13 protein-coding genes are annotated in these 13476 nt (G+C 73.1%); 7 read left to right on the top strand and 6 right to left on the bottom strand.

The window, feature by feature from the left end; genetic code table 11:
• Positions 1–33: 33 nt before the first annotated feature.
• Positions 34–648: a hypothetical protein gene (locus tag AB0M59_RS02660; RefSeq protein ID WP_364607381.1), complete on the bottom strand. Its 615-nt coding sequence runs from the start codon at positions 646–648 to the stop codon at positions 34–36.
• A gap of 285 nt (positions 649–933) precedes the next feature.
• Between AB0M59_RS02660 and AB0M59_RS02655 the strand changes: the two genes are divergently transcribed.
• The 3 genes from AB0M59_RS02655 to AB0M59_RS02645 all read left to right on the top strand — a co-directional run bounded on the left by AB0M59_RS02655 (position 934) and on the right by AB0M59_RS02645 (position 4217).
• Complete coding sequence (locus tag AB0M59_RS02655; protein WP_364607378.1) at positions 934–2298, top strand: protein kinase; 1365 nt, start codon at positions 934–936, stop codon at positions 2296–2298.
• Between the two features lie 135 nt (positions 2299–2433).
• A complete protein-coding gene (locus AB0M59_RS02650) occupies positions 2434–3279 on the top strand; it encodes a serine/threonine-protein kinase (protein ID WP_364607375.1) in 846 nt (281 codons plus the stop codon).
• A 149-nt stretch (positions 3280–3428) separates the two neighbouring features.
• Positions 3429–4217, top strand: coding sequence for a glycoside hydrolase family protein (locus AB0M59_RS02645; RefSeq protein WP_364608485.1), 789 nt, complete (start codon positions 3429–3431; stop codon positions 4215–4217).
• Here AB0M59_RS02645 and AB0M59_RS02640 read toward each other — a convergent pair.
• The 3 genes from AB0M59_RS02640 to AB0M59_RS02630 all read right to left on the bottom strand — a co-directional run bounded on the left by AB0M59_RS02640 (position 4202) and on the right by AB0M59_RS02630 (position 6340).
• The gene (locus AB0M59_RS02640) at positions 4202–4627 is read right to left on the bottom strand and encodes a VOC family protein (protein ID WP_364608482.1); all 426 of its coding nucleotides are present in this window, start codon (positions 4625–4627) and stop codon (positions 4202–4204) included. The two genes, AB0M59_RS02645 and AB0M59_RS02640, sit on opposite strands and share 16 nt — an antisense overlap.
• A gap of 128 nt (positions 4628–4755) precedes the next feature.
• The gene (locus AB0M59_RS02635) at positions 4756–5469 is read right to left on the bottom strand and encodes an SDR family oxidoreductase (RefSeq protein ID WP_364607372.1); all 714 of its coding nucleotides are present in this window, start codon (positions 5467–5469) and stop codon (positions 4756–4758) included.
• Position 5470: 1 nt separating this feature from the next.
• Entirely contained in the window at positions 5471–6340 is an 870-nt protein-coding gene (locus tag AB0M59_RS02630; RefSeq protein WP_364607369.1) for a DUF427 domain-containing protein, read from the bottom strand.
• 100 nt (positions 6341–6440) lie between these two features.
• On the opposite strand from AB0M59_RS02630, the gene AB0M59_RS02625 reads away from it, so the two are divergent.
• Positions 6441–6944: a CGNR zinc finger domain-containing protein gene (locus AB0M59_RS02625; RefSeq protein WP_364607366.1), complete on the top strand. Its 504-nt coding sequence runs from the start codon at positions 6441–6443 to the stop codon at positions 6942–6944.
• A gap of 14 nt (positions 6945–6958) precedes the next feature.
• Positions 6959–8635: an MOSC and FAD-binding oxidoreductase domain-containing protein gene (locus AB0M59_RS02620; RefSeq protein ID WP_364607363.1), complete on the top strand. Its 1677-nt coding sequence runs from the start codon at positions 6959–6961 to the stop codon at positions 8633–8635.
• A 99-nt stretch (positions 8636–8734) separates the two neighbouring features.
• Here the strand turns inward: AB0M59_RS02620 and AB0M59_RS02615 are convergent, their stop codons facing one another.
• Complete coding sequence (locus AB0M59_RS02615; protein WP_364607360.1) at positions 8735–9145, bottom strand: hypothetical protein; 411 nt, start codon at positions 9143–9145, stop codon at positions 8735–8737.
• Positions 9146–9315: 170 nt separating this feature from the next.
• Between AB0M59_RS02615 and AB0M59_RS02610 the strand changes: the two genes are divergently transcribed.
• A complete protein-coding gene (locus AB0M59_RS02610) occupies positions 9316–12420 on the top strand; it encodes an AAA family ATPase (RefSeq protein WP_364607357.1) in 3105 nt (1034 codons plus the stop codon).
• A gap of 5 nt (positions 12421–12425) precedes the next feature.
• On the opposite strand, the gene AB0M59_RS02605 is transcribed toward AB0M59_RS02610, so the two are convergent.
• Positions 12426–12995 (bottom strand): GNAT family N-acetyltransferase, encoded by a 570-nt coding sequence (locus AB0M59_RS02605; RefSeq protein WP_364607354.1) that lies wholly within the window; start codon positions 12993–12995, stop codon positions 12426–12428.
• A gap of 55 nt (positions 12996–13050) precedes the next feature.
• Between AB0M59_RS02605 and AB0M59_RS02600 the strand changes: the two genes are divergently transcribed.
• Positions 13051–13440 (top strand): HTH domain-containing protein, encoded by a 390-nt coding sequence (locus tag AB0M59_RS02600; RefSeq protein ID WP_364607351.1) that lies wholly within the window; start codon positions 13051–13053, stop codon positions 13438–13440.
• Positions 13441–13476: the final 36 nt, after the last annotated feature.

Raw genomic sequence — 13476 nt, 5'->3', positions numbered from 1 at the left:
CCCCGCCGGCGAGGTGGTCGGCCACTCCGTGCCTCAGGGGCGAGGCCCGCCGTACGGCGGGTAGGGATAGCCGTAGTAGGGGTAGCCCGGGTAGTAGGGATGGCCGGGATATCCGGCCGGCGTGGTCGTGGCCGGGGCCTCGCTCGCCGACGTCGCCGGGGGCGCCGGGTGACGGGGCGACTCCGGTGTGGCCACCCGTTTCGGGGACGGCTGAGCGGACATGATCACCGCCATCGCCTGGATGCTCGTCGGCACCGCTGTCCCCTCGGCGATCGAGGCCGCGGTCGCCGGCGGCAGCGGCGCGGCCGGCAGCGAGGCCGGCGCGCACGGCACGTCTTCGGGGACGAGCGCCAGCGCGAGCAGGCCGCCCAGCACCACCGCCGTTCCGGAGGTGACCGCGAGCCGCCGGGCCCGGGCACCCGCCCGCCCCGGCTTCGACCAGCCGTCGGCCGCCGCGCGGACGCGCTCCTCCACGCGCGCACGCGCCGCGCTCCGCTCGTTCGGCTCTCCCGTGAAAGCCCCGGGCGCGAGCCCGGTGACCGGATCACGGGGTACCGCCGGCCCGATTTTCCTCGGTGTCGCACCGGCCCGCCGGAGCAGTTCCTCCACCGTCACCATTTCCGTGCGCTTCCGCGTCGAGCGCGTCATCGCAGCCTCCCCTTCCCGAAGTGATCATCCCGCCACTTCGCGTGAGACTAGGAATCAGCGGTGGAATTGTAAATGACGCGATCGCGGCGAATCCGTTATCGTCTCGACACAACCGGATCGGCTGTCATTCCGTAGCCGCGGACCGCTCTTGACAGCGCGACTGTTATCGCTAACAATGCCACTCCGCCCGGGCGGCCGTCCGGTCGAGTGAGATCGGCCGATGCGCCGAACCGTTCACCCCTCCCGGCCGTATCCCCTGGTGAAGATCACGGGAGTGGGGGCAGCGTGGCTTGCGAAGGCGAACTGGTCGGGGCGCGTTACCGGCTTCTGCGCACGATCGGCCAGGGCGCGATGGGCGTCGTCTGGCGCGCCTGGGACGAACGGCTCGAGCGGGTGGTCGCGGTCAAGCAGCTGGTCCACCAGGCTCCGGCCGACCACACCACCGCGTTCCGGACCATCGAGCGCGCCCTGCGCGAAGCCCGGGTGACCGCACGGCTGAAGCACCCGCACGCGATCACCGTCCACGACATCGTGGAAGGCACCGGAAGCCCTTGCCTGGTCATGGAGTACTTCGAGTCGCGGCCCCTGACCGAACTGCTGGAAGAACACGGGCCGATCCCCGCCGTCCGGGTGGCGGAGATCGGGCGCCAGGTGGCCTCCGCGCTGGCCGCGGCGCACGCCGGCCGGATCCTGCACCGGGACGTTACGCCCAACAACGTCCTGATCGCGGCGGACGGCACGGCCAAGATCGCCGACTTCGGGCTTTCCCACGCGATGGGCGAAGGCACCATGACCGGCGGCGGGCTCGTCGTCGGTACCCCGGCGTACCTCTCCCCCGAAGTCGCCGACGGCCAGGAAGCCGGCTTCCCCTCGGACGTGTTCTCCCTCGGCGCCACGCTCTACACCGCGGTGGAAGGCGCGCCGCCGTTCGGCGTCGGCGAGAACCCGCTCGCGCTGCTCAAGCGCGTGGCCAACGACGAGGTCGCCACGCCCCGCAAGGCCGGCCCCCTCGGAGACGTCCTGCGGCAGCTCCTCCGGCGCGACCCCCTGGACCGGCCCACCATGGCCGACGCCGAACGCCTGCTCGCCGCCGTCACCGAAAACCGGTCACCACCGGACGAGCCCGGCCCGCCCGCCGAGGCACCGCGCCGGCGATCCCCTCGCCGGCGCCTGGCGGCGCGAGGTGCCGCCGCGGCCTGCCTGGTCGCCTCCGGCGTGCTCGTCGGGGTGTCCGTTTCGGCCGGCCCCGCCGTGAACCGGAGTTCCGCCGCTCAGGAACCCACTGCCCCGGAACCTGCTGCCCGCCCGGCGACCACGACGCCCGCCGCCAGCACCGGGCGGCCTGAATGCGCCGCCCGGTACCAGCTGACCAAGACCTGGCCGGGCGGGTACCAGGTGCTGGTCACCGTGCGCAACGACGGTGCCGCACCCGCGCACGGATGGACGGTCGCCTGGCGGCTGCCGGCCGGCGACCACGTCGACGACCTGTGGAACGGCACGCTCGTCCAGCACGGACCCGCCGTGACGGTCACCAGCCTCGGCTGGAACGCCACGCTGGCTCCCGGCGAATCGACGACTTTCGGCCTCATCACCCTCGCCGGGAGAGAACCCGCCGGTGTCCCGGTCACCGCCTGCGAAACCACCGGCTGAGGCCGTGGAACACCGGAATTCGGGGATTTCCCCGGTATTGCGTCACCCGGCTCGAAGAATTGACCCGAACAGCGAACCGTCCGCCCGTCCTGGCCGTATTCCCGGTCAAGATCGACACGACCGGAGGAATGACGAGTGGGATCGAAGAAAACCACGCTCGGCGGACGGTACCGCCTGCTCGGCTCCGCCGCTCACGGTCCGTCGGACACCGTGTGGCGGGCGAAGGACGAGCTGCTCGACCGCTTCGTGACCGTCCGGCAGCTCTCCGGGTGCCCGTTCGACGCAGCCCATTCCGACCGCGTCCGCGCGAAGGTGATCCGGGACGCCCGGGCGGCGATCCGCCTGCGCCACCCGAACGCGATCGTCCTGCACGACGTCTTCGAGCTGGACGGGACGCCGTACGTGGTGACGGAACACCTGGCCGCCAGGACCCTGTCCGAAGTGCTCGGGCAGCACGGAAGTCTCCCGCCCGGGCGCGTCGCCGCGCTCGGCGCCCGGCTGGCCTCGGCCTTGGCCGCCGCGCACGCCGCCGGCATCCTGCACCGCGACATCAGCCCGGACAACGTGCTGATCACCGAGGACGGGTCGGTCAAGCTCACCGGCTTCGGGCTGAGCACCGGTGACTCCCCCGCGTACCTCGCCCCCGAAACGGCGCGGGGTGCCACCCCGGGCTTCCCCGCGGACGTCTTCTCCCTCGGCGCCACCCTCTACGCCGCCCTGGAAGGGCAGCCGCCCTCCGGCGCCGTGCCACCCCGGGCGCACGAGCCCGTCCTCGACGCCGTCCTCGGCTTTCTGCACCCCGCGCCGGCGGCCCGGCCCACGATGGCCCGAGCCGAACAGGTCCTGACCGGCCTGGCGGCGTCCCGGCCCGTCGACCGTGTCGTGGCCCCGCGATCCCACGTCCGGGTGGTGGTCGCCGGCACCGTGCTGGTGCTCGTCATCGGTGCGGTGGCGCTGAGCAGGTCCGCGAGGTCTGCCTGACGACGTCAGCCGGGGAGTTCGATGATCGGGCACGAACGGTTCCTCTTCACACCCTTGGCGTCGTCGCGATCTTGCCGGGGGCCGGGCACCTGCGCTACCCCGGACTCGGACCAGCGCGACTTCCTCCCCAGGAGCGGCTCGTGAAGAAAATGCTCGCCGTCGTGGCCGTCGTTCTCCTCGCTCTCGGCGGTCACGCGGCGCCCGCCGCCGCGGCGAGCGGCAAGAAAGGCGTCAGCGCCAACCCGTACTCCGGCGCCGCCACCGCGCTGAAGGACGTCGGGGCGAAGTGGTTCTACACCTGGGCCGCCGACCCCCAGGGCATCGCGGCTCCGGCCGGCACCGAGTTCGTGCCGATGATCTGGGGACGGGACTCCGTCACGCAGGACCAGCTCGACCGGGCCAAGGCGGCCGGTCGCACCCTGCTGGGCTTCAACGAACCGGACCTGGCGGGCCAGGCGAGCATGCCCGTCGAAACCGCGCTCGACCTCTGGCCGCGGCTGCAGTCCACCGGGCTGCGGCTCGGCGCGCCCGCCGTGGCCTACGGCGGCGACGTCGCGGGCGGGTGGCTGGACCGGTTCATGAGCGGCGCCGCCGCGCGCGGGTACCGCGTCGACTTCATCCCGCTGCACTGGTACGGCGGCGACTTCTCGAGCGCGGCCACCGGGCAGCTGCAGTCCTACCTGCAGAAGGTCCACGATCGCTACCACCTGCCGATCTGGCTGACCGAGTACGCCCTCATCGACTTCTCCGGCTCGGCACCGCGCTACCCGTCTTCGGCCCAGCAGACCGACTTCGTGAAGCGCTCCACCGCGATGCTCGACGGGCTGTCGTTCGTCGAGCGGTACGCGTGGTTCTCCTTGTCCACGTCGACGTCGCCGACCGGCCTCTACTCCGGCACGACCCCGAACGCGAGCGGCGTGGCCTACCGCGCCGTGTGACCGCGCTCCTGGACGACCCACTTGTTGCCGTCAGGGTCGGCGAAGTCGAAGAAACTCGCGTAGTCACGCCGATCCGGGTCGAGGCCCGGCGCGAAATCCCCTTGCCAGTCCGCGGACTTCTTGTGCCGCAGTGCGCTGACCGGGACGCCACGCCCGGCCAGTTCACCGTGGGCGGCCTCGATGTCGGCCACTACGAGGTAGTGGTCCTGGGCCGAGCCCGGGACCGCGGAGGTCAGGCCGACGCCGAGCTGGACCGAGGCCGCCGACCCGGGCGGGGTCAGCTGGACGACCCGGAACCCGTCGTGCGGTCGGTAGTCCACGTCCAGGCCGAAGCCGAGCGAGGTGTAGAACCGGACCGCTCGGTCGGCATCGGCGACGGGCAGCGTGAGGACCTCGATGCGGAGCTCCATCACGCACGCCCCTTGCGGACCGGACGGCGGACGACCCGCCGCGGCACGTAGATCGCCGGGACGAGCCCGACCTCCGGCGTGACCGCGCCGACCGGGCGCGAAACCTTGCGAGTGATCATGACTGCTCCTCAGACGAGCGGTTCGCCGCCGTCGACGCCGAGCGAGACACCGGTCAGGAAGGTGCTGCCCAGCGCGAAGACGACGGCTTCGGCGATTTCTTCGGGACGTCCGACGCGGCGCGCCGGGCTGGTGGCCGCGCGGGCGGCGAACAGGTCCGCCTTCTTCCGCGGGCCGAGGGCGTCGTAGGCGCCGGTGTCGATCGTGCCGGGCGAGACCGCGTTCACCCGGATCGGCGCCAGTTCCACCGCGAGGCCCCGGGTCAGCGCGTCCACCGCGGCGTTCGTCGCGCCGACGGCGAGCATGCCGGCGGCGGGCTTGCGCGCCGACGATCCCGAGAAGAAGACGAACGAGCCGTCCTCGGGCATCCGCGGCGCGAAGTGCTTGGCCAGCAGCAGCGGGCCGAGGACCTTGACCTCGAACGACTTGAGCACGACGTCGTGGGCGAGCTCGCCCACCGCGCCGCGGGCCCGGGCCGACGCCGTCGACACGACGTGGTCGACCCGGCCGAGCCGTTCGGCCAGCGCGGCGACGGAGGCTTCGTCGGTCAGGTCGACGGCGGCCGCGGTGACGTCCGGGTCGTCGTACGCCCGGGCCAGCGCCTCTTCGTCGCGCCCGGCGACCACGACCGTGGCCCCGGCCGCCCGGGCGGCGAGCGTCACCGCGCGGGCGATGCCGCGGCCGCGGCCGACGACGAGAACCGTGCGGTCCTTCAGCGAAGTCATCTCAGTTTCCTTTCGAAACGAGCAGTTCGTCGGGGTCCAAGCCCCGGTCGATGCCGTGCGGGGTGACGGACTGACCCGGTTCGAGGGCCAGCTTGCGGCCGTCGAGGGTGACGTCGACGACGTCCGGCTCGAACGACACGAACCCGGACACCCGCTCGACCTCGGGCCACGCCTCCGGGTACGACCAGGCGGCGCGCTTGCCCGCGCCGATGTCGAAGTAGCCGGCCAGCCCCTTGTACGGGCAGAAGGTCTCGCCCTCGACCGGCGTCAGCGCGCCGAGGTCGATGTCGTCGCGCGGCACGTACCAGCGCGGCGCGAAACCCGACTCGTAGAGCACGACCGGGCGCCGGGTCTCGGCGACGACGCGGTCGCCGTCGCGCACGACGAGGTGGCGCGAGGTCTGCCGGATGTCGATGCGGTGGTAGGGGTCGGCGGCGTGCCCGACGATCCGCTCGTCCTCCTCGTAGAAGGCGTCCATCGCCCGCCACGCGAAGGCAACGCGGTCGCGCAGGACGTCCGCGTGGCCCGGGAGGCCGGTGTAGCGCCAGGCCGCGCGCGGCGCCTTCTTGTCCGCGGCTTGCACCGTGTACCACTCGGTGGGGCCGAGCTCGCGGTGCGTCGTCGTCCGGTTCTCGGCGACGAGCACGTCTTCGCGGACGTCGGCGAGCGGGAAGTACGCCACCGGGTAGCGGCCGGGCTCGTGCAGCAGCACGACGTCCTCGCTGTCGGCCACCCACTCCCCGCCGAACCGCACGCGCATCCGCCGCCGCAGCGGCTCGGCGAACAGCATCCGCTCGGGCAGCGGCTGCTCGACCAGGAAGTGCCCCACCGCTCGCGTCGCCAGTGGTCCCTGCTGCCAGGCCAGTCCCATGATGTCCTCCTCGATTCTAACCCTCCTGAGTTATTTTGATAGTTAGACATGGAAGCAGGCATCGTGTAACCTGTCAAGGGTGAGTTTGGAGGTTAGGTAGATGATGACCGACGAGATGCTGCTCCTGGATCTGCTGAACACCACCCCGGTGCGCGACGGCGTCCCCGGGGACGACCTGGCCGACGAGCGGGCGGCCCGGCAGTGGCTGACCGGCCACGGGCAGCCGGCCACCGGCTACGAGCACCGCGCGCTGCTCGAGGCGCGGTCCGTGCTGCAGGCGATCGTCCGCGGCCGGGACGAGCCCTCCGCCGCCGCGCGGTTCGTCGCCGACGTGACCTACCGGGCCTCCTTCGGCGACGACGGCGTCGAGTGGGTCCTCGACGTCCCGGCCGGCCGGTCCGCCGCCGCGCGGGCCGTGCTCGCCTGGGACGCGCTCGCCAAGTCGAGCCCCGGCCGGCTGCGCCCGTGCGCCAACCCGGAGTGCCGGCTGTTCCTGATCGACCACAGCAAGCCCAACAGCGCCCGCTGGTGTTCGATGGCGGTGTGCGGCAACCGCATGAAGGCCCGGCGGCACTACCAGCGCTCCCGCACCGCGGCGGACTGAAGGAGACGACCACCATGGCCCGCTTGGTGTCACTGAACGTCGGGATGCCGAAGGACGTGCCCTGGCAGGGACGGACCGTCCACACGGGAATCTTCAAGTACCCCGTCGAGGGCAGGCTGATGGTCCGCCGGCTCAACGTCGACGGCGACGGCCAGGGCGACCTGGGCGGCCACGGCGGCGAGAACCGCGCGGTGCTCGTCTACCAGCGCCAGTCCTACGAGCACTGGCGGCGGTTCCTCGGCCGCGACGACCTCGAAGACGGCCAGTTCGGCGAGAACTTCACCGTCGACGGCCTCCCCGACGACGAGGTGCACATCGGCGACCGGTACCGGATCGGGGAGGCCGAGTTCGAGGTCACCCAGCCGCGCGTCACGTGCTTCCGCGTCGGGATGCGCCTGGGCGAGCCGCGGATGCCGTCGCTGCTGGTCGCGCACCACCGGCCCGGCTTCTACCTGCGCGTCATCACCGAAGGCCACGTCGAGGCGGGCGACGAGATCGTGCGCACCCGGACCGGCCGCCACGAGCTGAGCGTCGCGGACGTCGACGCCCTCCTCTACCTGCCGGGCCGCGATGAGGACACTCTCCGCAAGGCCGTCGACATCCCCGCGCTCAGCCCCGGCTGGCAGTCGTCGTTCCGGGACCTGCTGGCTTCGCCGCCTGCTCCCGCACCGACGGGGTGGAGCGGCTTCCGGCCGCTGCGCGTCGCCCGGGTGGTGCCCGAGAGCACGACCGTGTCCTCGATCCACCTGGCCGCCGACGACGGCGCGCCGCTCCCCCGGCCCGAGCCCGGTCAGTACCTCACCCTGCGCGTCCCCGGCGCCGGCGACCCCGCACCGGTCCGCAGCTACTCGCTCTCGGCGGCGCCGTCCGACCACGAGTACCGCATCAGCGTCAAGCGCGACGGCGTGGTCAGCAGCTACCTCAACACGCGGCTGACGGCGGGCGCGGTGGTCGACGTCGCGGCACCCCGGGGCGACTTCGTCCTGGCCGGCGACGACCGGCCGGTGGTGCTGGTGTCCGCGGGCATCGGCGTGACGCCGGTGCTGGCGATGCTGCACGCGCTCGCCGCGAGCCGGACTTCGCGCGAGGTCTGGTGGCTGCACACCACCCGGACGGCCGCCGAGCAGGCGTTCACGGCCGAGGCGCACCGGCTCGTCGCGAGCCTGCCCCACGGCCGCGAACACGTCTACCACAGCGCGGAGACCGGCCGGCTGACGCTCGCCACCTTGTCCGCTTTGGACCTCCCGCCGGACGCCACCGCGTACCTCTGCGGCCCGGACGCTTTCATGACGGCGATGCGAGAAGCCTTGGTGTCACTGGGCTTCGATCCGGCGCGCGTCCACAGTGAACTGTTCGGCGGCGTGTCCGCGCTCAACCCCGGGCTGACCGGCGTCGTCCGGAAGACCCCGCACGCCCCCGCGGGTGCGGCGGGAACCGGCCCGGCCGTGACGTTCGCGCGCAGCGGGCTCACCGTGCCGTGGAGCGAGGAGTACCCCAGCCTCCTGGAGTTCGCGGAGGCGTGCGACGTGCCGACGCGCTGGTCGTGCCGGACCGGGGTCTGCCACACGTGCGTGACGCCGGTGCTCTCGGGCCGGGTGCGGTACGACCCCGACCCGCTCGAGCCGCCGGCGGCGGGCGAGGTGCTCGTCTGCTGCGCCCGGCCCCGGGAGGACGTCGTCCTGGACCTCTGAAGTCAGCCGTCAGAGGAGCAGGCTGGTGAGAAAGCCCAGTAGCAGGCACACCCCGCAGATCTTGACGATCGAAATCGGCGTGAAGAGGATTTTCATGATTTACCTCGGATCCGATGAGAAGGGGCCGACAATGACGACGTGGGTGACGTGATCGGCGTATTCGTTGGCGCCGATCGCGTTGCTGCAGCCGACGATGGCTTCGCCGACGCACTGGCAAGGAATCTCGAAGCGGCGGTTGATCTCCCCGGTGAAGTTCAGGACCACCAGGTACTGCCCGGCGCCCGTCGACCGCACCGAAACGGTGACCGGTTCCCGCGCACCCGGGGAGCCGTCCGACGCCGCCGTCAGCTCGCCCGGACCGGACAGCCGCGCGTTCAGCGTGAGATTCCCTGGAAGCCGGCCGCAGAACCCGGCGACGCCGTCGGGCTGGTTCGAGACGACGGTGAGCCGGTACGTCCCGTGCCCCTGCAACGACGCGAACAACCGGTCGAGATCGGCACCAGTGCCCATGGCGGTTTCTCCTTCCGTACTCGTGTAGCGGTGGTCGTTCATTCCAGCGTGGCCGCAGTTCCGCCGGCCCCGCACGGGTCTCGAAGAACCGAACGATCCGCGACGCGGGGATAACCTGGACGGACGCCGGTGCGCGTTCGCCGGCGCCCTGGATCGGGGTGGAGGCGGAAATGGTTCAGGCTGATCCCGACGATCGCGTCCGGCGCCGGCTGCGCACCCTGCAGCGCGCGGTGGGCGGTCCGAGCGACGCCGTCCTGGCGCGGCGCGGCGGGTTGTCCGCGGCCACGTTCTCCGAGGTGATGTCGGGGAAGCGGAGCCCGCGCGAGGAGTTCGTCGCCAAGGTGGTCGCCGGGTGCGTCGTGTCCGCCCGGGTGAACGGCCAGGCCCCGATGGACGTGCGGCGGGTCCTGCACGCGTTGCGGCTGCCGGGGCACACCGCGGCCGACAGCGGGCTCCTGGAGCGCGACGACGAATTGGACCGCTGCTCGGCGGTCTTGGAGGCGGTGCGGGACCGGGTCGGCGCGACGGTGCTGATCGAGGGGCCGGCCGGGATCGGCAAGTCGCACCTCGTGGCCCAGGTGTGCACGGAGGCCGCGGTACGCGGGATCGTGCCGCTGGCCGTGCGCGGCAACCAGCGGGACCAGACGATGGCGTTCGGCGCGGCCCGCACCTTGCTGGCCCGCTGGGTCGCCGGGCGCGGCGAGCGGGAACGGCGGGCGCTGTTCGCCGGGGCGGCCGATTTCGCGCGTGTGCCGCTCGGGGTGCCCCAGGCCCGTCACCACGGCGCGGATTCGATGATCGGCCTGACCGAGGCGTTGTACTGGCTGGTGGTGAACGCGACGTCGCTCCTCGGCGCCGGCGGTGAGGAGGAAGGCCTCCTGCTCGCGGTCGACGACGCGCACTGGCTCGACGAGGAGTCGTTGCGGTGGCTGGAGTTCCTCGGCGACCGGCTCACCGGGCTGCCCGTCGTGCTGCTGCTGGCGCACCGGCCGCACGAGCGGGCCGCGCTCGCGCGCATCGCGGTGCGGGCCACGGAAGTCGTGCGGCCGCGGCCGCTCGGCCTGGCGGCGGTGCGAACGCTGGTCCACCGCGGCCCGCTCTCGGTCCGGGCGCGGAGCGACGCGCCCGACGACCGGTTCTGCGCGGCGCTGCTCGACCGCAGCGGCGGCAACCCGTTCTACCTGCGGTGGATGCTCGACATGGCGAGGGAACGCGACCTGAAGCCGACGGCCTCCGACGCGGAGCTGGTCGGCACGCTCACTCCGCGACACGTCGTGGGGTACCTGTCGGAACGGCTCGCCCACCTCGGCCCGGACGCGCAGCAGCTGGCCCACGCCATCGCGGTGCTGGGCCCGGGACACCCGCTCGGGGACAGCGCCCGGCTGGCCGGGCTGGCGACGGCCGAGGCGAAACACCAGTACGACCGGCTCTGCGAGGGGGCGATCCTCGTCCCCGGGGCGACGGTGGAGTTCCGCCACCCGATCATCCAGAGCGCCGTCTACGACGACATCGACCCGTCCCGCCGCAGCGATCTCCACCTCGCCGCCGCGCGCCTGCTGCAGGATCAGGACGCCGCGCCCGACGCCGTCGCGGCGCACCTGCTCGCCGTCCACGCCGCCGGTGACCCGTGGGTGGCCGACCGGATGACCGCCGCCGCCGAGGACGCGCTCGGGTCGGGGCTCGCCGCCACGGCGGCGCGCTACTTCAAGCGGGCGATCGACGAACCGCCGCCGGCGCCCCGGCAGGGCCGGGTGCGGCTCCGGCACGGCCAAGCCCTCGCCTTGGAGCAGGTGGCGGCGGCGCTGCCCGAACTGCGCGCGGCCTACCGGCTGGCATCCGACGACCTGCTGCGCACCGACGCGGCCGTGGCGCTGGCCAAGACCCACGGCTACGCCGACCAGCTCGGCGACGGCGTGCGCCTGCTCGACGCCGCGCTCGACCGCTGCTCCGACGAGCGGCAGCGGCAACGGCTGCTCGCCGAACAGCTGCTCTGGGCCACCTGGTGGGCCGACGATCCGCTCCGCGCCGACCGGATGGCCCTGCTGGACCGGATAGCGCCCCCGCTGCCCGGCGGCACCGACGTCGAACGGCTCCTGATCGCGCTGCACGCGTGGAGCCTCGTCCTGCGCGGCCGGCCGCGCGCCGAGGCGTTCGCGGCGGTCGAGCGGGTCGTCCGGGCCGGGGTGGTCTTCGCGGACGTGGACCAGGGCATGGAGGTCGCCACCGTGTCCGGCTTCGTGCACCTCTACTCCGGCGCCGCGGACACCTCCCACGCGATGTTCGACCAGGCGGTCGACGAGTTCGAGCGCAACGGCCGGCGGGGCACGCACCTCGCGTTCGCCTACGCCAACCGCGGGCACTCGGCGTTGCGGCTCGGCCGGCTCCACGACGCCGTCGCCGACACCGACATCGCCCTGCGCCTGGCCATCCGCAGCGGTACCGGGACGCCCGCCGAGTGGTTCGCCACCGGCACGCTCGTGGAAACCCTGCTGGCGCGCGGGGAAACCGCCTCGGCGGCGGCGATCTGCGCGGACCGGGGTTATCACGACCGCCGGCCGGACGCGGTCGTCATGCCCGTGCCCGAGGCGGTGGCGGGAGAGCTGCTCCTCGCGCAGGGCGAGCACGGCCGGGCCGCCGTCGCCCTGCGCGAGGCGGGCCGCCGGCTCGACGCCGCCCCCATGGTCAACCCCGCGGTGTGCGGGTGGCGCTTCGCCCTGGCCGAGGCGGTGCGGCACTCGGCTCCGGAGAAGGCGCGCGAGGTGGCCGCCGAAGCGGTGCGGCTGGCCGACGAGTTCGCCGACCCCGCCACTCGCGGCCACGCGCTCCGGACGCTCGCGGCGGTCGACGGGGACAGCTCGGCGCTGCTGGAGGAATCCGCCCGCGTGCTGCGGGACGCGCCGAACCGCTGGGAGTACGTACGCACTCTCGCGCGGCTCGGCGCGGCCTTCGTCCGGTCCGGGCACACCGAAGACGCCCGGCGCACGTTCACGGAGGCCGTCGCGCTGGCCGACGCGTGCGGCGCGCTCGCCCTGCGGAAGGATCTCGAGGGGAAGCTCGGCGACCTGGGCGTCACCGCCGGCCGGCCGCCGCGGGTCAACGCCCTGTCACCGCGCTCGCGGCGGGTCGCGGAGCTCGCCGCCGACGGGCACTCCGAAGCCGAGATCGCGCACAAGACCGTGCTGGACCTCGACACCGTCCGCAAGCTCGAGTTCGGCGTCCACGAGCTTCTCGGCACCGATTCGCGAGCCGGGCTCCGCCGCGTCTTGAACCGCTGAACCGGTCAGCGCAGATCCAGCCGCATCAGCCAGCGGACCCGGCGGTCGGCCCGCGCGTCGGTCGGCCGGACCCGCTCGAAGCCCGCGGCCTCGAACAACGTCGTCGTGCCGACGTGGGCCGCGCTCGAGCTGATGCGCGCGCCGTCGGTCTCGACCGGGTAGCCCTCCACCGCCGGGGCGCCGGACGAACGCGCGTAGTCGACCGCGCCGGCCAGCAGCGCCGCGGACACCCCTTGACGCCGGTGCGACGCGCGCACCACGAAGCAGACGACGCTCCACACCGGCAGGTCGTCGAGCGGCGGCATGGTCCGCGACCGCTTCAGCCGTTCCATGCTCGAGCGCGGCGAGACACCGCACCACCCGACCGGCGTGTCCCCGTCGTAGGCGAGCACGCCCGGCGCGGGCTCGTCCGCGCAGAGGCCCCGGACCCGCTCGGCTCGCGCGTCGCCGCGCAGCGCGCTGTATTCGGCCGACGTGATGCGGTAAGCGAGGCACCAGCAGGCGCGCTCGTTCCCGCTGGGGTTGAGGATCGCGGCGACGTCTTCGAAGCGCGCAGCAGGACGGACGATGACCATGGGATCACCGTAGAATCGGATTCCCGACAAAGCCATGTCGGCTAGGGGGATGCACATGGAACGGCTCGTCGGCTCGGGTCGCTACCCGGGGATGACCCAGCTGCACCAGGCCGTGCCGCTGGTCGAACGGCAGCACGCCCTGATCGAGGAGATGCGCGCGCGGGCGCCCCGGTTCGTCACGGGCCGGGTCCTGGCCGAGCGCACCGGGACGACCGTGCGGACCGTCGAACGCGACGTCACGCGCCTGCGCGCGGCGGGCGTCCCGGTCGAGGTCAAACGCGGCGCCGGCGGCGGCTACCGGCTCACGATGCCGGCGGTGGTGCCGCCGGTGACCTTCAGCCCGGGCGAGGTCGCCGCTCTCGTCGCGTCGCTGGTCGCCCTCGGCCCGTACACCTCCGCCACCGCCGGCAGCGCGCTCGGCAAACTGCTCACCGCCTTCGGGTAGCCGACTTGTCGACTCCGGTCACAACCGCGGGCGGCG

Origin of the sequence: Amycolatopsis sp. NPDC051371 (assembly GCF_040682155.1) — a bacterium.
GTDB lineage: Bacteria > Actinomycetota > Actinomycetes > Mycobacteriales > Pseudonocardiaceae > Amycolatopsis.
This window is presented reverse-complemented; position numbering and strand designations above follow the sequence as displayed.